Source organism: Nocardia canadensis, assembly GCF_032656385.1.
In the GTDB taxonomy this organism is placed as follows: Bacteria; Actinomycetota; Actinomycetes; order Mycobacteriales; family Mycobacteriaceae; genus Nocardia; species Nocardia canadensis.
Genome location: NZ_JAVCWB010000004.1, coordinates 15,952 through 34,785 on the forward strand (window position 1 = coordinate 15,952; position 18,834 = coordinate 34,785).

Here is an 18,834-nt window from a genome sequence, read left to right on the forward strand (position 1 = left end):
TCGGCCTGTGCGGGAGCTGCGGGTCGGGTGTGCGATGTGGCAGCACCCACAGTGGCAGCAGCGCCAGGTAGCGCCGGGGGAGCGGCTGCGGACCTACGCGGGGTACTGCGGCGCCGTCGAGGGCAACACCACCTTCTACGCGACTCCGTCGGCCGCGACGGTCGAGTCCTGGGTTCGCCAGACCGCGCCGGACTTCCGGTTCGTGCTCAAGCCACCGCGCGCCGTTACCCACGAGCGCAGACTCGTCGACGCGCGGGGCGAGCTGTGGGCCTTCCTCGACGTGATGGCGCCGCTGGCGTCGCGGGTGCACGCGCTGTGGATCCAGTTGCCCGCGTCGTTCGGGCCCACCGATCTGGGCGCGCTGGCGCGGTTCCAGCGGGAGCTGCCCGACGGGCTGCGCTGCGCGGTGGAGGTGCGGCATCCAGCGTTCTTCACCGACGAGCGGGCGGCGGTGCAGCTGGAACGGGTGCTGGGCCGGATCGGCGCGGAGTGGGTGCCCTTCGACACCACCGTGCTGTTCGACGGACCGGCGGGCGACCCGTCGGAGTACGAGGCGCGCGCCAAGAAGCCGCGGGTGCCGCGGCGGATGCGGGCGCTGACGGAGTATCCGATCGTGCGCTATCACGGCCGCGCCGACGAAGCGCGCACCGTCGCGGGCTGGCGGCCGTGGGTCGAGACCGTGGCGCAGTGGCTGCGGGAGGGCCGCTCGCCGACGGTCTTCGTGCACACCCCCGACAACGCCGCCGCCCGCGCGCTGGCCCGGCGCTTCCACGACGCGGTCGCCGCCGTGGTGCCCGGCCTGCCGCCGCAGCCGACGCCCGCGCCCGACGGGCCGATGACCCTGTTCTGAATTCCGCGCACACCTGTCGGACCCTCGTGGCATGCTGTGCGCCAGCACTGGGGAGTGGGTGGGCGGACTCGAAGGGGACGAGTGATGTCTACGGATCGACTGTCGTTGTCGCGGGCGCCGCACTGCGAGCCGGGTCTCGCCGATCAGCGGGCGGACGCTGGTGTGCCGCATCGGGTTTCCGTTCCGCGCCGCCGCGATGCCGGCGGCGCGCCGTACGGGGTGCGCCGGGCGGTGCGCGCGTCCTGTGTGCAGGGCGCCCGGAGCCGCGCCGAATCCGACACCGGGGCAGCGCGTTTCGCCGAGCAGGTGGTGCGACTGGTGCTCGAGGTCGTCGACCGGCGCAGGCCGGTCGACCACTTGCGCTCCATGACCGACCCGCTGGTGCTGTCCGCGGTGCGCACGATGCTCACCCAGAACCTCGCGCCCGGCCGCGCGCTCGGTGCCGCCTCCCTGACGCGCGTGCGCGTGACCGCCACCGATCCCGGTGGCGCCGAGATCTTCGCCTCCTACCAGCGCGGCGACCGCACCTTCGCCGTCGCGGGCCGCATCGAATCGACCAGGGACCGTTGGCGATTGGTGGCCCTTCGATTGTTCTGAGTCCCCGGCGCGCGCTGGGCTCCGGGGCCACCCGGATTGCCCAGCGCGCGTCGGCTGCTCGGGCGCGGCGGCCGAGAACCTTGCGTGTGTGTCAGCTGCGAGTGGCTGGAACTTGGAGTGCGTCATCGCCTGGCGGCTGGGACTCGCACCGTTGCGTCAACGGGCGGGTGCTCCAGCAGCGCGGTGGCTGGGGCTCGTGCGGGCACGTCAACGCGCGGCGGCAGGGTTTCGCACAGGTGCGTCAACCCGCGCTTGCATCGCCGCGCGGTGGCTGGGTCTCGTGCGGGTGCGTCAACGCGCGGTGGCTGGGTCTCGCGCGCTTGCGTCGCCGCGCGGTGGCTGGGTCTTGCGTGGGTGCGTGAGCTGCGCGGCAGGGTTTCGCACGGGTCTGTCAGCTGCGCGGCGGATGGTCTTGCGTGGGTGTGTCAGCTGCGCGGTGGCTGGGTCTTGCGTGGGTGTGTGAGCTGTGCGGCGGCAGGGTCTTGCACGGATGCGTCGACGCGCGGGTGCGTCAGCTGTGCGGTGGCGATCCGCTCGCCTGCCTGCGGTGGCGTGGCGCTGCGGCCCTCGCGAGGGCGGGTCGTCGGCTGGCGCGATGGTTCGCAGCGGACCGGGGGCCGCGGTGCGCCCGATGCCGGTGGGCGCTCGGAGAGGACCGAAGCTGCGTTGACGAGCGGTGCGGTTGGCAGACGGGTATCTCGGGCCGAGCTCCGTTCGCCGCCTGCCGAGACGGTTCGGGTGTCGGCTGGGCGAAGGTGGATGGGGGGGTGTGGCCGACGTGGTCGTGGCGATATCGGCGTAGTGAACGGGCCCCGCCGCCCGAAGAACGGGGTCCGCCTGCCGCGCCGGACCTGGGGGAGGGTGGGTGTGAACCCGGGCGCGGCCGTGGAGCGGTGGTGCGCCGGTTCCGTGGCCGGTTCGGGCAGCGCACCGACTGTTATTCGGTGCGCGGGCGGTTCCGGCTTGGTTGCGCGCCACCGCTTTCCGGGCTGTCGCCTTCGGGGCCGTCGGGCAGTCGGCGCGCGCCGTTGGCCACCTCGACGATGAGATCGTCGTAGCCGCAAGCCAGTTCGTGCAGGCGCAGCTGGGCCGCGCGCAGTTCGGATTCGGCGCCGCAGGCCAGCGCGCGATAGGTGAGCGCGGCGAAGTGGGCCATTCGATCGACGACGGCGCCGATGCTCTCGGTGTGCATCGGCGCCGTCGTCGCGGGCCGGGGGGAGCGGATGACCACCCACCGGTCGATCTCGCAGACCAGACGTGCCCGCTCCCAGTCGATCTCGCTGGTATCGCCCGGTACGAGCTGTTCGCGGCGTTCGTGCAGACCGGCCAGTTCGTGCGCGGCGCGCAGGACGGGATCACCGTCGCCGGCGAACCCGCAGACCGCCTGCATCATGTGTTCACGGTCCGGCAGTACCGGTTCCTGTCCGGGTGCACCCGATGAACCGCCGTCCGTGTCCACTGTTGCCGCACCGTCCTCGTCGCCCGCGTTTGCACCGCTTCCGAAGGACATTCGTCTCCACCGCAGGTCCGGATAGGTCACGAAATGGCAGCTCAACCACGAAAACCGGCCGCGAGCAGCAGCGTCGCTGCGGCTCGCGGCCGGTCGAGACCCCCTGTGCGCAGGAGTGTTACAGGCTCCTGGCGATGATCTCCTTCATGATCTCGTTGGTGCCCGCGTAGATCAGCTGGACGCGGTTGTCGACCCACATCCGTGCGATCGGGTACTCGTTCATGTAGCCGTAGCCGCCGAACAGCTGCAGGCAGGTGTCGGCCACCTGCATGGCGCGGTCGGTGGTCCACCACTTCGCCATGGCGACGGTGGGGATGTCGAGCTCGCCACGGATGTGCTTCTCGACGCAGTCGTCGATGAACACGCGCGCGATGCGGGCCTCGGTGGCGACCTCGGCCAGCTTGAACTTGGTGTTCTGGAATCCGAAGACCGGGCGGCCGAACGCCTCGCGCTCCTTGGTGTAGCGCAGGGTGTGCTCGAGGGCGATCTCCATGCCCGCGACCGCGCCCATGGCCACGATCAGGCGCTCCTGCGGCAGCTGCTGCATCAGCTGGATGAAGCCCTGGCCCTCCTGGGTGCCGAGCAGGTTGGTCACCGGGACGCGCACGTCCTCGAAGAACAGCTCGGAGGTGTCCTGGCCCTTCTGGCCGATCTTGTCGAGCACGCGGCCGCGGCGGAAGCCGGGGCGGTCGGCCTCGACCAGCACCAGCGACACGCCCGAGGCGCCCTGGGTGGGGTCGGTCTTGGCGACCAGGATGATCAGGTCGGCCTGCGCGCCGTTGGTGATGAAGGTCTTCGACCCGTTGATGACGTACTCGTCGCCGTCGCGGATGGCCTTGGCCTTGACGCTCTGCAGGTCGGAGCCGGTGCCGGGCTCGGTCATGGCGATCGCGCCGACGACCTCACCGCTGGCCATCTTCGGCAGCCACTGCTTCTTCTGCTCCTCGGTGCCGTAGGCGAGCAGGTAGTGGGCGACGATGCCGTTGTGCAGGCTGACGCCCCACGAGGTGTCGACGGCGCGGGCCTGCTCCTCCATGAGGACGGCCTCGTGCGCGAAGGTGCCGCCACCGCCGCCGTACTCCTCCGGGATCGACAGACACAGCAGACCCACTTCACCCGCTTTGTTCCACAGGTCGCGGTCCACGTGGTGCTGCTCGCGGTACTTGTCGATATTGGGGACGAGTTCCTTGGCCATGAAGGCACGGGCGAGGTCGCGCAGGGCGTCCAGGTCCTCGTTCATCCAGCTGGACCGGTTCACGGCCATCGAGTCTCCTTACGGCTCGGCACAGCACTGGTCCAGGGGTGACCAGTGGTTACAGATACAGTGTGGACCACTATTGGCGAAGTGGCAATAATGAATTCTCGCCGGCGTGGGCCGGTGTGCGGACGCTACCTTGACGGCGTAAAACGCGTGCCCGATTCGCGTTGTCCGCGAACATTGTTCGACAACGGATCCGCACCGAAGGTGCGAAAACAGTGGTCCGCGCGGAGGTCGGCGATTATCTTTCGGGGTCGCGCTACCGACCGGTATCGCCTGCGCGTGTCGCTCGCGGCGCGCCGAGAATGGGCAGCGGTGTCGGAGCATCGGTTTCGCACCGGAGGGTGTATGGACTATTAATGGCGTGTGCCGTTCACACGTGTGGTCACCCGTCTGCCTTCGCGATGCCGGGGCGGTGGTCAGGCATGACCATCGAGTCTCCCGTCGAGGACGATGTCAGCCAGCTCGCCCAGCGCGTCGAACGGGCGCGTGGGCGCCTCGCCTATCAATTCGATCCCGCGCTGACCGACGCGCTGTCCGAGGACGAGCTGCGCGCGGAGCGGGAACTCGCCGAACGCATCCGTGAACAGGATCGCGAACAGCGCTGGAAGCACACCCAAGCGATGGCGCAGGCCTCCGACCGGGCCAGGAGCACCACCGAAGCGATCGAGAAGGCCGACATGCGAGATCTGCTGCTCGCCAGGAAGGCGATGGCCGCCCAGCGGCGCGAATCGAGCCCGCACGCGAAGCTGGCTTCGCTGTACCGGCATCGGTCGTGGTCGCTCAAGGCGCTGGCGGGCGTCGTCGGCGCCGGCATGTTGTGGTCGGCCGTGAACGTGCAGCACAACATCGCTCCCGGCGGCCCGAGCGATCCGCTGTACTGGTTCAGCTACCTGCTCGAGGCGATGATCAGCGTCTGTCTGATCATCATCATGGTCGGCACGAACAAAGTCGCCGAGTGGGGCGTCATCGACAACCGGCGCCAGGTCGCCATGGCCGAGATCGCGCTGCTCGGCCTCACCGTCACCCTCAACACCTACCCGTATGTGCGCGATGGCCGGTGGTACGACGCCGCGGTGCACGCCGTCGCGCCGGTGATGATCGGTGTCGCGCTGCTCATCCACGACGCCGCCAGCGCGAGGTACGGCCTGGCCATCACCCGGGCGACCAGCCAGGTCAGGGACATGCCCGACCCGGCCGAGAGCATGCTCAACCGGCACGCCACCGAGGGGGTGCGCCTCACCTACACGCCGCCGATGACCGGTCAGGCCCGTGCCGAGGCGTTCGCCGCCGACCAGGCCGCCGCCACCGCGCCGATCAGCCGTGAACCCGCCTGGGCGCCCACCGAGCCGATCGCCACCGGCAACGGTAAGCCCGCCGAGAAGCGCAAGCGGTTCGGCATCGGCAAGCCGGGGTCGGACAAGACCGCGGCCAAGAAGACCGTCGCGCCGCCGTCGGTCGCGCCCGAGCCCGCCGAAGCGGCCAAGCCCGCCGAGACCGTGAAGTCCACCGACTCGGTCCCCGCGGCCCGCAAGAGCACCATCTCCGACATCGAGGCGCGCGTCGAAAAGGCCTTCGCCGAAGCCAACTTCGGCTATGAGGCGATCGAGCCGGTCAACGTCTACGACACCGGCCAATTCCGCATCGCCGAGAGCCTGGAGCAGGAACTCAACGCGATGCGGGAGGCCCGCCGTCAGGCCCGCAAGGAGCGCGCGGGCTCCTGATCACCGCTTGACCGCGCCGCTGATTCGTGCTCGCTGAGCACGGTCGGCGGCTATCGTGCTGCGAATGAACGGGCGTGCGTTCGTCATCGGGGCGGTCGGTCTGCTGTGTGGCTACCTCAGCGGGTACGTCATCGGCCACACGCGAACCAACTTCGCCGTCGTCGCGCGCGACGGGCGGGCGAGCTGGTTCGGGTCGGGGCCGGGGTCGGCCGCGGTGATCGCGGCCGTCGTCGCGGTGGCCGTGGTCGTGCTGCTCGGCCGGTTCCGGGCGCGATATCTGGTCGCGGTGGCGGCGGGGATGGCCGGGCTGGCGATGGTGGTCGCGATCGCGGCGTTGCAGTCCGCCGGGACCTGGTCCGAGCAATGGGTTCTCGGCAGTATCGGTGCCGGGCTGCTGATCGCGGCCGCGGTGCTGCGGCCCGGCGGACAGACCTGGTTCGTCGTCGGATCGATGATCGCGGTGCTGTACGGCGCGCGCATCGACGACAGTGTCGAACTGTCACGGCGTTACGCCGACTACCTGACCACGCGCACCGTGCCAGACCTGCCCGACAGCTGGCCGTTGCTCGTCGCCGCCGTGATCGCGTTGCTGGCGGCGGGTTTCGTGGTCGGGCGGGAGCGGATCGCGCCGGTGTCGTCAGGGCGCGCGGTGGCCGTCGGTGCCGGGGCTCCGCTGGCAGCCGGTGCGCTGATCTGGGTGCTGGGCGTGCTGCCGGGCAATCCGTCGGTGACGGTCGCGGTGGTGGCGGTCGCCGGTGTGGTCGCGGTGAGCCTGTGGTTGCCGCCCGTCGAGGCCGTCTATGTGCTGACGATCCTGGCGATCTCGGCCGCGATCGCGGTCGATCCGGTGGTCGGCGTCGGGCCGGACCGGATCGGCCTGTCGATCCAGATCGGCGCGCTGGCGCTGGGCGCGCTGGTCGGCACGGTGTGGTGGCGGGTTCCGGTGGCCGGGATCGGGCTGTGCGCGCTGGTGACGCTGAGCGGCCTGGTGTCGGTGCTGAGCGGCGGCGCGGTGATCGCCGAACTGGCCTTTCGATTCGTCCTGCCCGCCGCCATCGGCCTCGCGGTCGGCGCCTGCCTGCCGGTCTCGCCGATGACGGTGATCGGCGTGTCGGTGCTGCCCGTGCTGGCCCGGCTGTTCGAGAACAGCCGGGCCGGCCGGGGGTCCGAGCTCGAGCTGGGCTGGACCGCGTACACGCCCGACACCTATACCGTCGCCACGCGCACCGCGCTACCGCTGGCGGTGGCCACCGTGGTGATCCTGGGCTGCGCGGGGTTGGTGCGGTGGCGGCAGCGTGACGGCGCCGACCAGGGACAGCCCGTGATCTAGCCGAAGATGCCGCCGGAATGACCCGCCTGCTGGCCGCCGCCGGTGCCGCCGATGAAGCCGCCGGGCGGCATCTCCGAGGGCTGCACGATGACGAAGCCGCGCCCGGTGAACGACAGCGTGCTCGCCTCACCGGTGCTGCGGCCCATCAGCCTGCCCAGGCCGAACGAGTCGTTGCGCTTGATCCCGGTCTGCAGGCTCGACGACCACGCGACCGCGGCGTTGGGGTCGGCGAAGGTGGGCTGGTCGACGGTGAGGACCACCGGGGTGCCGTGGGTGGTGATGGCGATGCGGCCGCGGCCGGTGAACACACAGTTGAACAGGCCCGCGTTGGAGGCGTAGCCCGCGGCGCCCTGGACCCGGCCGATGTCGTAGCGCAGGGTCGAGTCGAAGGCCAGCACGTTGGCGCCGTTGATGGTGAGGCCGTCGGTCCCGTCGAGGTCGATGATGTGCACGTCGGCGGCACTGTTGGCGACGAACAGGTCGCCGCGGCCGGTCACCTTCATCAGCGGCACGCCCTCCCCGGTCAGGTGCTGCCGGATGGCGCGGCCGATGCCGCCGGAGCCGAGCGCCTGGAACTGGAGGTCGCCCTGGTAGGCCACCATCGAACCGGCCCTGGCCATCACCTCGCCGTTGAGGCCGACCTTGATCATCTTGCCGCCCTGCTTCTGGATCCCGAGGCCGTTGACCTCGGCGTGCGAGGGGTCGAACAGGTCGCTGTGCACGGGCTGGGCTCCTTGCTGGGAAGGGAACGGAGACTGCGGGGCGGGAGCTCCCGGATACGGCGGAGGTGGGACGGGCGCGGCCTGGCCGGGCGGGAAGGCCACGGTCGGCGCGCTCGGTGGGTAGGCGAGGGGCGGGCCCGGTGGAGTGGCGGGCGGGGTGCTCGGCGGGTAGGCGGGCGGCGGGGTGGGCGCGGGCGGTTCCGGCTCGTCGTCGAGGTTCACGCCGAACGCCGAGGCGATCCCGGCCAGGCCGTCGTCGTAGCCCTGCCCGATCGCCCTGACCTTCCACGCGTCACCACGCCGGTAGATCTCGACACACACGACACCGCTCTCGGTGGTGAGCCGGGGGATCGGGAAAGTCAGTGTCCCCGAGGTCGATCCGATGGTGGTGGTCAGCTCGCCGACGGCGGCGAAGGTGGTGGGACCGCGCCCGTCCAGGCTCGCGGTCACCACCACCTTGTCCACGTCGGCGGGCAGCGCGGAGGTCCGCACCTGCACCACGTCCGGTCCGCCGTTGCCGTGCCGGTAGACGACGCCGGGCCCGGTCGGCTGATTGAAGAAGACGAAGTCGGCGTCGGAACGCACGACTCCGGCTGTGTTCAGCAACAGGGCCGAGACGTCGACCGAGGCCGAACTCGCCACGGTGACGGTCAGCTCGTCACCGGGGGCGGGGCGGTTCTCGCCGGGAGCCAGCGCGGTCACGACACCACGTCCCATGACTGGGTGGTTTGTCCGATTCGAAATCGTTCCACGGCCTCGATAGTGCCGTGTGTGCCGCCGCCGCGCCAGCTGCCCCTGTCAGCGCGGCTGTTCCCGGTCCAGCGGGATTTCCAGATGCACGGTCTGGAATCCGTCGTGGGGGCCGCGCGCGTCGTGCACGACCCGGCCGAAGGTGAGCCAGAACTCCAGGGCGCCGGGTGTCCGCGCGTCGGTGTGCAGGTACAGCTTCTCGAACGACGGCGTGGCGCGCACGTGCTCGATCGCCGCCGCGACCAGCCGGGTGGCCAGGCCGCGCCGGTGGTGTTCGGGCCGGACGTAGACCCGGAACAGCTGCGCGGTGGTCGCGTCCGGATAGGCCAGGGCGAGCTCGGCCGGATGCGGTGGGTGCGCGGGCCCCTGCGCCCGGACCGCGGTGGTCGCGACGATCGCGCCGTCGTGTTCGGCGACCCAGAGCCGATGGCGGGGCTCGCGCAGGTACGCGTTCTCCGGATCGATCACGTCCTGGTGGTATTCGGGCAGGTAGCCGATGCCGAACACGCGATAGAAGGTGTCGAGCATGACGCTGCGCGCGCCCGGCAGATCCTCGAGTCCGGCGGGCCGGACGAGATAGTCGGTGGTGGCGGTGGTCATCGCACCCGCTCCAGTTCCCGGTCGAGCACTTCCAGTCCCTCGACCGCGACCGGTCCCGGCCCGGTGTAACCGAAGGGCGCCACGATGATCCGGTCGTCGCGGATCGCGCGCAGCCCGGCGAGTTCGGGTCGCTGACGCAGCGCGGTGCGGACCGCCTCGGGCGTCTGATCGCCCTGGGTGAGCAGGATGATCACCGCCGGATCGCGGGCGATGAGGGTCTCGGTATTGGCTTCGAAGTTGCGCTTGTCGATGCCGCCGTAGATGTTGTCCAGGCCCAGGATCTTCATCTGGGCGTCGACGGTGCTCTTGGCCCCGTAGGCCTTCAGTTGGGCGCCGTCGCGGGAGATGATCAGCGCCGCGGCCGGAATGCGGGCGGCGCCGGCCGGATGCCGCTGGGTGACGGCGTCGACGCGGCGCTGTAATGCGGTGACCTCGGCGTCGGCGGCACTCGCGGTGCCGAAGAGCTTGCCGTAGAGGGAGATGTCGGCGAACACGTCCTCGAAGGTGCCCGCCGCGTCGCGGCAGTAGCCGCGGGTCACGATCAGCGGGATGTTCACCTGGGCGAGGTCGTCGGGGGTCACCGAGAGTCCTTCGACGCTCACCACCAGGTCGGGGGCGCGGCTGATGATCTCCTCGCGCGCGAGTTCCGCGGTCGGCGCGGTGATTTCGATGCCTTTCAGCCGATCGCCGTATTCGCCGGGGAAGGCGGCGGCTTCGAAGGTGCGGGTGACGATGCGATCGGCCGCGCCCGCCGCGGCGATCAGCGGAGCGGCGATGGACCCGACGGTGACGACGCGCTGCGGCGGCGCGGTGAAGGTGACCTCGCGACCGCAGCTCGAGATCGTCATCGGGAAGCCGTCGGCAGCCGGGGTGGTGGCCGGGGCGGGCGTGCCGCACCCGGCGACGACGGCACTGGTGAGCAGGGCGAGAACGGGCAACGTCGCACGGCGCGACGCGGAGACACCTGAGAACACGGTGATCGGGTTTCCTTTCGTGGAGCGAAGAATTCAGGAGGCCGGGGCCTGGAAGCGCCGGATCAGGATCAGCAGCAGGGGCGCGCCGACGGCTGCGGTGACGATGCCGATGGGCAGCTCGCGCGGCGCGAACACCGTCCGCGCGGCCACATCGGCGACCACCAGGAACAGCGCCCCGAGCAGCCCGCTGACCACCAGCAGCTGTCGGTGCGCCGCACCGGCGCAGAGCCGGGCGACGTGCGGCACGATCAGCCCGACGAAGCCGATGGCACCGGCCACGGCCACCACCGCGCCGACGGCCAGCGCGACGAGCAGCAACGCCCACAACCGGATCCGGTTCGGGGCGACGCCGAGCGTGCGCGCGGTGTCGTCGCCCGCGGCCAGCGCGTCCAGGCGCGGAGCCAGCAGCAGCACCGCGACCGTGGTCACCGCGACGACGGCCACCGTGGTCGCCACCGAGGACCACGCGGCGGGTGCCAGCGAACCGAGCAGCCAGAACAGCACCGTCCGGGCGCCTTCGGGCCGGTCGGAGGCGAAGATCAGGAAGCTGGTCGCCGCGGCGAAGATGTAGCCGATCGTGACCCCGCCCAGCAGTAGCCGCAGCGAGGTGAGCTGTCCGTTGATCCGCGCGATGACGAACAGCAGCGCGGTGGCGGCCAGCGCGCCGACGAACGCGCTCGCCGCCAGGGCCGTCGCCGTCGTCGCCGCGGTGATCCCGAACAGCAGATACACCGCGGCGCCGGTCGAGGCGCCGGAGGTGACGCCGAGGATGTGCGGGTCGGCGAGCACATTGCGCACCACGGTCTGCAGCACCGCACCGGTGATCGCCAGTGCCGCCCCGACGAGCGCGCCGAGCAGCACCCGGGGCACCCGCACCAGCCAGACGATGGAGTCCTGCGCGGAGGTCCAGTCGGCCGTCACCGGGTGCCCGAGGGTGTGGTGGCCGATGATCCGCGCGACCGTGCCCGGCGGCACCGCCACCGGCCCCAGCCCCGCGGCCACCAGCAGGGTCACCACGAGCGCGACACCCAGTACACCGGCCGGCAGGAGCGCGCGCCGCCGGTGCCGGGCGTGGTCGAGATCGTCGACCGTGGGTGGGATCGTGAGCGTCGCGGTCATCGCGCAACCGCCTCTCGGTTCGCGGGCGACGGTGCGTCGTCGCTCGGTGGGTCGGGATCGCCGGGGTCCGCGGTGGATGCTCGCGCCTGCACCGATCGGTCGGCCGGGGCGGCCGCCGGTTGGTTGGCCCGGGCGGCTGTCGGTTCGTCGGTGGGGCCGAAGAGGAGTTGGATCGCGCCGAAGGCGGTGGTCCGGCGGACCGGGATGCCGTAGACGGGCTCGAGGACTTCCGGGGTCAGGACGTCGGACACGGTGCCCGCGGCGGCGACCCGGCCGCCGTCGAGCAGGACGAGCCGGTCGCAGTAGCGCGCGGCCAGGTTCAGCTCGTGCAGCACCACGATGGTGGTGGTCGCGGTGAGGCCGCGGACCAGGCCGAGCAGTTCGTGTTGGTAGCGGATGTCGAGGTGGTTGGTCGGTTCGTCGAGCAGCAGGTGGTCGGCCTGCTGGGCCAGCGCCCTGGCGATCAGGACGCGCTGCCGTTCGCCGCCGGACAGGGTCGCGAACCGGCGTTCGGCCAGCGCTCGCGCCCCGACGTGGTCGAGCGCGGCCGCGGCGGCGATCCGGTCGGCGCGTGCATACCCTTGGAACGCACCGACCCACGGCGACCGGCCGAGCAGCACCGTCTCGGCGACGGTGACCGGGGTGTCCGGCGGGGATTCCTGGGCGACCACGGCCAGCCGGCTCGCGAGCGCCCGGCCGCGCAGCTGGTCGACCGGCGTCGTATCGATCACGACGGTGCCGCCCGCCGGGCGCAGCGCGCGATACATCAACCGCAGCAGGGTGGACTTGCCGGACCCGTTCGGCCCGATCAGCCCGATCGTGCTGCCCTGCTCGACCTGGAAGGTGATGTCGTCGAGGGTCGTTCGGCCGTCGTAGGTGAAGCGGATCTGGTCGACGGTGATCATCGCGGTGTGCTCTCTGCTCGGGGGTGGGACGACAGGTGGGCGCGCTCGCGCGGCGGCGTGTCGACGGCGGGCCGCCACGAGTGGTGCACCGTGACCGAGCAGGCGAAGCCGTCGCAGATGCGCCGCGCGGCGAGAACCTGCTCGCGCAGCCGGGAATCGCTGTCGGCCAGCAGGATCCCCGTCGTGGTGCCGCTGTGCGCGACGACGACGCCGAGCGCGCCGATCGCGCGCGCCGCGCGGATCGTCGCGTCCAGATGCGGCCGGTCCCGCAGCGTCGCGCTGAGCACCGCGCTGCGGGTGGCGACCGCCCCGACCCCGGCGAGGTCGCCGCGTGCGACCGCGACCGTCAGTTCGCTCAGCAGCCGGTCGTATTCGCGCTTGTCGGCCGGGCCGAAACACGGCCCGGCGCGGTTGAATTCGACGGTGTCGACCGCACCGCCCTCGTCGCCGGTGACGATGGTCAGCGGCGGCAGCGTGCCGAGCCGGGCGAGCAGCCTGACCTCGCGATGGAAGTAGGCGACGGTGCCCGGATACATGACGCCGTCGGAGGGTTCGATGGCGCGCAGGTCGGCCTCGAGTTCGTCGACGGGCACGGTGCGGCCCTCGGCGTCGGCGACCGCGCGGGCGGTGGCGACGAGGTCGGCGGTGGAACTGGCCAGGCCCTTGCCCTCGGGCAGTTCGCTGTGCAGGGTCAGCCGTCCGCCCCGCAGCACCCGGGACCGGGCGACCATCGCGCTCGCCAGCCTGCGCGCCTTCGACTTCTGTTCCGGCACCACGGTGATGCCGTCGCCGCCGGGCTCGAAGACGGCCACGGAGCCGCGCCGGATGGGCAGGGTGACCAGGAAGTGCCGATCACGCGCGGTGACGCCTTGCAGCAGTTCCCCGCAGCTGCCGTAGGCGCGCCCGACGCCGATCCCGGCGGTGAGGTCGGTGGTCATCGGTGTCACCGCCGTTCGCCGGGAGAGTCGCCGCTGGGTACCGTGGCCGCCGACGCCCCGCGAGAGGCACCGCTACGGGTGGCGCCGGGCGCGCGGGCCGCGAGATCGGGAGTTCCGCCGATGCCGGTGGAGCTGGGAATGCGGCCCGGGGGAGCAGGAGGGGCATCGCTACCGGTGGCGCCGGGCTTGCGCGTGGGGGAAGTCGCAGGGGCGACGGCATCGGTGGCGCCGGGCATGTGCGCTGGGGGAGCCGGCGGGGCGTCGGTGTCGATGGTCTCGGGGCTGGGGCCGGGGCCGGGCAGCACGTCGTGGTGGTGCAGGCGTAGCAGGGCGAACGCCGACAGCAGTCCCGCCGCGGCGCAGAGCAGGGCGGGCGGCCAGGTGAGTGGTCCGCCCGCGCGATCGAGCACCGCGCCGATCACCGAGGTGGCCACGACCGTGAACACCCCCGATGCCAGATAGAACGCGCCGAAATACGTTCCGGTCAGCCGATTCCCGGCGAAGCGGCCGATCGCCTCGTTCACGAACGGTTGCACCGCCGTCACACCGAGAGCCAGCAGCACCGCGGCCGCCACCACAGGCGCGACGCGGATCACGGTGCCCACCAGACCATCACCCGCCGCCGCGACCAGCCCCGCCAGGGCGGGTGGCAGCAGGAACGACAGACCCATGATCGCCATCCCGAGCGCCATCGCGGGCCCCCGCCGCGATCGGCGCGCCAGCACCGTGGTGACCCGCACCTGCAACGCCACCACCGCGATCGTCTCCACCACGAACAGCGCGGCCACCGCGGCGGGACCGTGCCCCGGCCCCGCGCTGTCCTGTGCCTGCAGGGTGAACACGAAGTAGATCTGGCTCTGCAGCGCGAACATCGGCATCAGGGCGAGGGTGAAGGCCCAGAACCGGCGATCGGTGAACACCGTCGCGAAGTCGGCCCCGACGCCGCCGTCGTGCCGGGGCACCGGACGGGCGGGCAGCAGCAGCCACTGCACCACCGCGAGCACCGCGAAGATCGCGGCCGCGACCAGCGCGGATATCCGGAAGCCCGCCGCGATCAGGACGGTGCCGAGCACCGGACCGATCGCCGAGCCCGCGTTGCCGAACACGTTGAACAGCGCGAACGCCTGCGCGGAACGGGCACCGCTGTCGCGGGCGATGAAGGCCCGGACCGCCGGATTGAACAGTGCCCCCGCGAAACCGGTGAGCACCGAGGCCGCCAGCACCACCGGCAGCGACCCGCCCACGGCGAACAGCGCGAAGCCGAGCGCCCGGACGGCGAGTCCGGTCATGATCACGCCGCGGGCGCCGAGCCGGTCCGCCGCCGAGCCGCCGACCAGGAACAGTCCCTGCTGGCTGAGATTGCGGACCCCGAGCACCACACCGACCACCGCCGCCGACAGGGCGAGGTCGTCGAGGAGGTACTCCGCCAGGAAGGGCACCAGCAGGTAGAAGCCGATATGTCCGACAAGGTGATTCACCAGCAGCAGCCGCACCGCACCCGGCATCGCGCGGAACGTGGCCGGCCCGCTCATCCGGCGGCCCCGCCGCGCGACCGCGAACCCGGCGCGGCTGCCGGCGAGCCGGATCACGCCGTCACCTCCGCGGCGGGATCGCGCACGATCGCGCAGCGGCCCCAGCCGGTCACCTCTGACCCCGTGGGCGATTGGAGCTCTGCCGGTGCGTGAGCGTGCGGGCCGAGCAGGTTGTTGGCGTGGCACCAGTCGTCGTCGTAGATGGTGCGCAGGTAACGGTGCGGCCCGTCGGGAAACACGGTGAGCACCCGGGCTTCCGGTGCGCGGTCGGCGGCCCAGCCCGCGACCAGGGCGGCGGCGCCCGTGCTCCAGCCGCCGGCGATCCCGGTCGAGGCCGCGAGCCGACGGCACGACGCGACCGCCTCACTGGCACCCACCCAGTGCACCTCGTCGAAATCGGCGTAGGCCACATTGCGGGGCAGGATGCTGCTGCCCAGACCGCGCATGAGTCTGCGCCGGTCGGGCTGGCCGAAGATGCGGGAACCGACCGCGTCCACCCCGATCACGCGCAGGTGGGGCCACCGGGTGCGCAGTACCCGGGTGAGCCCGGCGCAATGTCCGCCCGAGCCGATCGAGGCGACGAGCACATCGACGGTGTCGACCTGGTCGAGGATTTCCGCACCCATCGCCCGGTAGCCGCCCGCGTTGTCGGGGTTGTCGTACTGGTCGGGCCAATAGGCGCCCGGTGTCGCGGCGAGCAGCTCGGCGAGCCGGTCCAGCCGGGCGCGCTGCCACCCGCCCGTCGGGTGCGGGGTGGCGACGACCTCGAGGGTGATCCCGAAGGCCGAGAACAGCGAGCGCAGTTCGGGTTCCAGCTCGTCGTCGACCACGAGCAGGACCGGATGCCCGAGTGCCTTGCCCGCCAGCGCCAACCCCAGACCGAGGGTGCCGCTGGTGGATTCGATGATGGTCGCGCCCGGCGCCAGTTCGCCGCGGGCCGTAGCGCCCCGCAGCATCGACAGGGCCGCGCGAGCCTTCATGCCCGCGATGCTCGCGGCTTCGAGTTTCGCCGTGTACCAGCTGCTTTCGGTGGCGATCGGCACGACGGGCGTACCGCCGACGAGCTGGAGCAGGGCGGGCTGCGGTGTGGTCATGAGCGCTCTCGATAGGTGACGACGGTGCTGGGTCCGCCGTCGAGGGAGAAGAACGGGTACGGCTCGGCCGAGATCGCGTGCACGCCGGCGCCGAGGAACCACGGCAGCACCGCGCTCCCGGTCTGGGCGAACAGCACCAGCGGGAGACCACGATCGACGGCGATAGCGCGCAGCGTGTCGAAACTGCCGTTACCCAGCGTCATTCCGGTGACCAGCAGCGCGTCGAAGTCCGGCGGGGCCGCCGCGACGGACTCGTACACGGGCTCACCCCATTCGGTGACGCCGCCCGCGAGGTCACACGGCAGATACTCGATCGCCCGCGCCCGTAGTTCGGCCAGCAGCGAGCCGACCACCCCGACGACCAGCACCTTGCCGACCCCGGCGGGCAGCAGGTCGACCACCGCCGTGGCCCGGCGACGGGACTTCGTCAGGGAGGTCGGCCCGTCGATCACCACCGGTTCGCCCCTCGCCCCGGCCGCGTGCGGATGCGGGTGCGTCTGCATCAGGTAGGCGTCCAACGCGGCGATCCTGACCTCGGGGCGCGGATGCGCGAGCAACTCCGCGATCGAGGCCGCGACGCAGTCGTCGACGAGTTCGGTCGTGGCCGTGCCGGGTTCGAGCCCGCACGAGCCGACGGCCGCGCCGAGCCGGATGCTCAGCACCTCGTTGCGGTAGCCGCGGGTCCGGCCTGGGTGGCGGGTGCCGTAGGTGGTGCGGAACGCGGTCGAGGCGTGCAGGGAGGTGGCGTCGGGCCCGAGCAGGCCCGCGCGCGCCCACTCGGTGAGTTCGGCGACCGAGGGGGGACAGGCGGCGACGGTCATGCCGGACCACCCGGCGCGGCGAGCTCGAAGCGCAGGTCTGCGATCAGTTTTCGGGCCGGCTCACCCGCGCCACCGGGCGCGGTGTCGGTCACCATGACATGACCGAGGTAGCTGTTGTTGTCGGTCGCCGGCCGCACCCGCGTGCCGAGCGTCGCGAGGGTGTACTCCACGATCCGGGGGTCCTCGGCCCAGTGGGCGGCGCCGTCGATGCCCGTGAGTTCGCCGGTCCCGGTGGGCACGGCGAACGCGACCGCCGCGCTCGCCACCGCGGTCGGGCGAGGTGTCAGATCCGGGACGCCACCCGCGGCGACCTCGGCATAGGTCGCGGCCAAGTCGATTCCGGTCACCCGCCGGATGAGTTCGGTGATGCGGTTGCCCGCGGGCCGCGGGTTCACCTCGATCAGGCGCGGGCCCCGCGCGCCCAGCTTGATCTCGGTGTGCGCGACGGTCGCGTCCAGGCCCAGCGCGGCGACGGCCGCCACCGCGAGTTCGACGACGGCCGCCGTCTCGGTGTCCGACAGCGCGGCGGGAAACATGTGACCCGCTTCGATGAACGCGGGTTCCCCGGTGAGCTGCTTGTCGGTCACGCCGATCACCGTCGTGCGGCCACCCACGGTCACCGTCTCGACGCTGAATTCCGGTCCGTCGACACACTCTTCGAGCAGCACCCGTGGTGAGCGGCGCTGGCCACGCGCGTTCACCGGAAACCCGGCGATCCGGTCCACCGCGGCACGCAGCTCGGTCTCGTTCTCGACGCGGCGCACGAACATCCCGCCGCACAGATCGACCGGCTTCACCACCAGTGGATAGCCGAGAATCGCGGCGGCGCCGACGATCTCGTCCCAGTCCTGCGCGATCTCGAAGGCGGGGCCCGCGACACCGGCGGCGTGGCAGAGCTGTCTGGTCCGGTACTTGTCACACGCGTCGGCCACGGCGGTGCGCCCGGCGCCCGGCAGGCCGAGGTCGGCGGCGATCGCGGCGACCGTCGGCAGGTAGTAGTCGCAGGAGGTGAGCACGCCGTCGAAACCGAAGACCTCGTGCAGTTTTCGCACGTAGGGCAGCAGCGTGGCCTCGTCGTTGGTCTCGGCGGTGAACACGTTGTCCGCGGCGAGCAGGGGGTGCGGGGTCGGTGTCCCCGGTCGGAGGTAGTGCGCGAGATCCCTGGTCAGGAAGCTGAACCTGTGCCCGGTGTCCTTGATTCCCGCCGGGAGCAGGGTGCTCATCGAGCCGACCCAACTCTCCACCATCAGCAGATGTCCCACGTAGCCTCCCAGCCTCGAGCAAGGTGCTAATGATAACCATTATCGTTAAGATGCGACAGTCGAGCGCTCGCTCGATCGGAAATGATGAGGAAGACGCATGTTGATGAGGAAATTCGTAGTGCCCGCCGTGCTTTCGCTGGCGGCGTTGACGGCCGCCACCGGGGCGGCGCACGCGCAGGCGCCGGAGCGACCGGTGTCCTTCACCGCCCACGCCACCGAGACCGCGTCGATCATCGAGATCGAGCAGGGCTCGCTGGTGGTGGACAACGGGGCGCTGCAGGTGCGCGACACGGCGGGCACCGTCGTCGCCGCGACGCCGCTGACCTTCGCCGTCGACGATTTCGAGTTCCCGATCGCCGCCGAGATCACCGGCCGCACCGCCACCCTCACCCCCCAGCTGAGCATGGACAAGGCCGTCTACAAACCGGTCGCACTGCCCTTCGAGGACAAAGCGCCCTGGAAGTCGGAGTACGACCGCGAACAGGCCGCCTGGTCACGCATGACCAGCACCATCTCCCTCGGCGCCGCTGTCGGCACCCTGGTCGGCGGACTCGGCGGCGCCGCCGTCGGCTGCGTGCTCGGCGGGATCGTCGGCGCGACGGTCGCCTCGGCCACCATCGTCGGCCTGTTCGGCCCGTTCCTGCCCGCGGCGGCGGTCGGCTGCCTCGGCGGCGTGCTCGCCATCGGCGCCCTCGGCACCGTGGCGGGACAGATCCTGGTGACCGCGCCGGTCGCCCTCGGCGCGGCCATCCAGTACTTCACCACGATCAACCAGCCGTTCACCCCGCCCGCCAAGTAGGCGGGAGTCCCGTGGCCCGCGGGGGTCGCGGGACTCTAAGGGTTTCTCG

17 protein-coding genes are annotated in these 18,834 nt (G+C 71.6%); 5 read left to right on the forward strand and 12 right to left on the reverse strand.

Features of this window, described 5'->3' with window-relative positions; translation table 11 throughout:
- Positions 1 to 7: 7 nt before the first annotated feature.
- Positions 8 to 850, forward strand: coding sequence for a DUF72 domain-containing protein (locus Q7X29_RS08770; RefSeq protein WP_316573758.1), 843 nt, complete (start codon positions 8 to 10; stop codon positions 848 to 850).
- An 84-nt stretch (positions 851 to 934) separates the two neighbouring features.
- The gene (locus Q7X29_RS08775; protein ID WP_218716573.1) at positions 935 to 1,447 is read left to right on the forward strand and encodes an Rv3235 family protein; all 513 of its coding nucleotides are present in this window, start codon (positions 935 to 937) and stop codon (positions 1,445 to 1,447) included.
- Positions 1,448 to 2,384: 937 nt separating this feature from the next.
- On the opposite strand, the gene Q7X29_RS08780 is transcribed toward Q7X29_RS08775, so the two are convergent.
- Entirely contained in the window at positions 2,385 to 2,840 is a 456-nt protein-coding gene (locus Q7X29_RS08780; protein WP_218716572.1) for a DUF4254 domain-containing protein, read from the reverse strand.
- 235 nt (positions 2,841 to 3,075) lie between these two features.
- The gene (locus tag Q7X29_RS08785; RefSeq protein WP_218716571.1) at positions 3,076 to 4,221 is read right to left on the reverse strand and encodes an acyl-CoA dehydrogenase family protein; all 1,146 of its coding nucleotides are present in this window, start codon (positions 4,219 to 4,221) and stop codon (positions 3,076 to 3,078) included.
- 419 nt (positions 4,222 to 4,640) lie between these two features.
- Between Q7X29_RS08785 and Q7X29_RS08790 the strand changes: the two genes are divergently transcribed.
- Complete coding sequence (locus Q7X29_RS08790; protein ID WP_218716570.1) at positions 4,641 to 5,939, forward strand: hypothetical protein; 1,299 nt, start codon at positions 4,641 to 4,643, stop codon at positions 5,937 to 5,939.
- 64 nt (positions 5,940 to 6,003) lie between these two features.
- Positions 6,004 to 7,269, forward strand: a complete 1,266-nt coding sequence (locus Q7X29_RS08795) for a hypothetical protein (RefSeq protein WP_316573759.1) — start codon at positions 6,004 to 6,006, stop codon at positions 7,267 to 7,269.
- Here the strand turns inward: Q7X29_RS08795 and Q7X29_RS08800 are convergent.
- From Q7X29_RS08800 to Q7X29_RS08845, 10 genes are all read right to left on the reverse strand, one after another.
- On the reverse strand, positions 7,266 to 8,708 hold the full coding sequence (locus Q7X29_RS08800) for an AIM24 family protein (protein WP_316573760.1): 1,443 nt from the start codon (positions 8,706 to 8,708) through the stop codon (positions 7,266 to 7,268). The two genes, Q7X29_RS08795 and Q7X29_RS08800, sit on opposite strands and share 4 nt — an antisense overlap.
- Positions 8,709 to 8,789: 81 nt before the next feature.
- A complete protein-coding gene (locus Q7X29_RS08805) occupies positions 8,790 to 9,341 on the reverse strand; it encodes a GNAT family N-acetyltransferase (protein ID WP_316573761.1) in 552 nt (183 codons plus the stop codon).
- A complete protein-coding gene (locus Q7X29_RS08810) occupies positions 9,338 to 10,315 on the reverse strand; it encodes an ABC transporter substrate-binding protein (RefSeq protein ID WP_218716566.1) in 978 nt (325 codons plus the stop codon). Before Q7X29_RS08810 ends, Q7X29_RS08805 begins: the two co-directional genes overlap by 4 nt.
- Before the next feature lie 33 nt (positions 10,316 to 10,348).
- Positions 10,349 to 11,434, reverse strand: a complete 1,086-nt coding sequence (locus Q7X29_RS08815) for a FecCD family ABC transporter permease (protein ID WP_316573762.1) — start codon at positions 11,432 to 11,434, stop codon at positions 10,349 to 10,351.
- Positions 11,431 to 12,339: an ABC transporter ATP-binding protein gene (locus tag Q7X29_RS08820; protein ID WP_316573763.1), complete on the reverse strand. Its 909-nt coding sequence runs from the start codon at positions 12,337 to 12,339 to the stop codon at positions 11,431 to 11,433. Before Q7X29_RS08820 ends, Q7X29_RS08815 begins: the two co-directional genes overlap by 4 nt.
- Entirely contained in the window at positions 12,336 to 13,277 is a 942-nt protein-coding gene (locus Q7X29_RS08825) for a GHMP family kinase ATP-binding protein (protein ID WP_316573764.1), read from the reverse strand. The genes Q7X29_RS08820 and Q7X29_RS08825 overlap by 4 nt, the downstream gene beginning before the upstream one ends.
- Before the next feature lie 5 nt (positions 13,278 to 13,282).
- Positions 13,283 to 14,866 carry an MFS transporter gene (locus tag Q7X29_RS08830; RefSeq protein ID WP_316573765.1) on the reverse strand — a complete coding sequence of 528 codons (1,584 nt, stop codon included), beginning with the start codon at positions 14,864 to 14,866 and terminating at the stop codon, positions 13,283 to 13,285.
- Entirely contained in the window at positions 14,863 to 15,903 is a 1,041-nt protein-coding gene (locus Q7X29_RS08835) for a PLP-dependent cysteine synthase family protein (protein ID WP_316573766.1), read from the reverse strand. The genes Q7X29_RS08830 and Q7X29_RS08835 overlap by 4 nt, the downstream gene beginning before the upstream one ends.
- Positions 15,900 to 16,724: a hypothetical protein gene (locus tag Q7X29_RS08840; RefSeq protein ID WP_316573767.1), complete on the reverse strand. Its 825-nt coding sequence runs from the start codon at positions 16,722 to 16,724 to the stop codon at positions 15,900 to 15,902. The genes Q7X29_RS08835 and Q7X29_RS08840 overlap by 4 nt, the downstream gene beginning before the upstream one ends.
- Positions 16,721 to 17,986, reverse strand: a complete 1,266-nt coding sequence (locus Q7X29_RS08845) for an ATP-grasp domain-containing protein (protein ID WP_316573768.1) — start codon at positions 17,984 to 17,986, stop codon at positions 16,721 to 16,723. The genes Q7X29_RS08840 and Q7X29_RS08845 overlap by 4 nt, the downstream gene beginning before the upstream one ends.
- Positions 17,987 to 18,089: 103 nt before the next feature.
- On the opposite strand from Q7X29_RS08845, the gene Q7X29_RS08850 reads away from it, so the two are divergent.
- Positions 18,090 to 18,785, forward strand: a complete 696-nt coding sequence (locus Q7X29_RS08850) for a hypothetical protein (protein WP_394358669.1) — start codon at positions 18,090 to 18,092, stop codon at positions 18,783 to 18,785.
- Positions 18,786 to 18,834: the final 49 nt, after the last annotated feature.

Excerpts from the sequence above, each read along its gene's own strand:
- Q7X29_RS08775 (WP_218716573.1), top strand. The coding sequence starts at position 935 with ATGTCTACGGATCGACTGTCGTTGTCGCGGGCGCCGCACTGCGAGCCG.
- Q7X29_RS08780 (WP_218716572.1), bottom strand. The coding sequence starts at position 2,840 with ATGATGCAGGCGGTCTGCGGGTTCGCCGGCGACGGTGATCCCGTCCTG.
- Q7X29_RS08785 (WP_218716571.1), bottom strand. The coding sequence starts at position 4,221 with ATGGCCGTGAACCGGTCCAGCTGGATGAACGAGGACCTGGACGCCCTG.
- Q7X29_RS08790 (WP_218716570.1), top strand. The coding sequence starts at position 4,641 with ATGACCATCGAGTCTCCCGTCGAGGACGATGTCAGCCAGCTCGCCCAG.
- Q7X29_RS08795 (WP_316573759.1), top strand. The coding sequence starts at position 6,004 with ATGAACGGGCGTGCGTTCGTCATCGGGGCGGTCGGTCTGCTGTGTGGC.
- Q7X29_RS08800 (WP_316573760.1), bottom strand. The coding sequence starts at position 8,708 with ATGGGACGTGGTGTCGTGACCGCGCTGGCTCCCGGCGAGAACCGCCCC.
- Q7X29_RS08805 (WP_316573761.1), bottom strand. The coding sequence starts at position 9,341 with ATGACCACCGCCACCACCGACTATCTCGTCCGGCCCGCCGGACTCGAG.
- Q7X29_RS08815 (WP_316573762.1), bottom strand. The coding sequence starts at position 11,434 with ATGACCGCGACGCTCACGATCCCACCCACGGTCGACGATCTCGACCAC.
- Q7X29_RS08820 (WP_316573763.1), bottom strand. The coding sequence starts at position 12,339 with ATGATCACCGTCGACCAGATCCGCTTCACCTACGACGGCCGAACGACC.
- Q7X29_RS08825 (WP_316573764.1), bottom strand. The coding sequence starts at position 13,277 with ATGACCACCGACCTCACCGCCGGGATCGGCGTCGGGCGCGCCTACGGC.
- Q7X29_RS08835 (WP_316573766.1), bottom strand. The coding sequence starts at position 15,903 with ATGACCACACCGCAGCCCGCCCTGCTCCAGCTCGTCGGCGGTACGCCC.
- Q7X29_RS08840 (WP_316573767.1), bottom strand. The coding sequence starts at position 16,724 with ATGACCGTCGCCGCCTGTCCCCCCTCGGTCGCCGAACTCACCGAGTGG.
- Q7X29_RS08850 (WP_394358669.1), top strand. The coding sequence starts at position 18,090 with ATGAGGAAATTCGTAGTGCCCGCCGTGCTTTCGCTGGCGGCGTTGACG.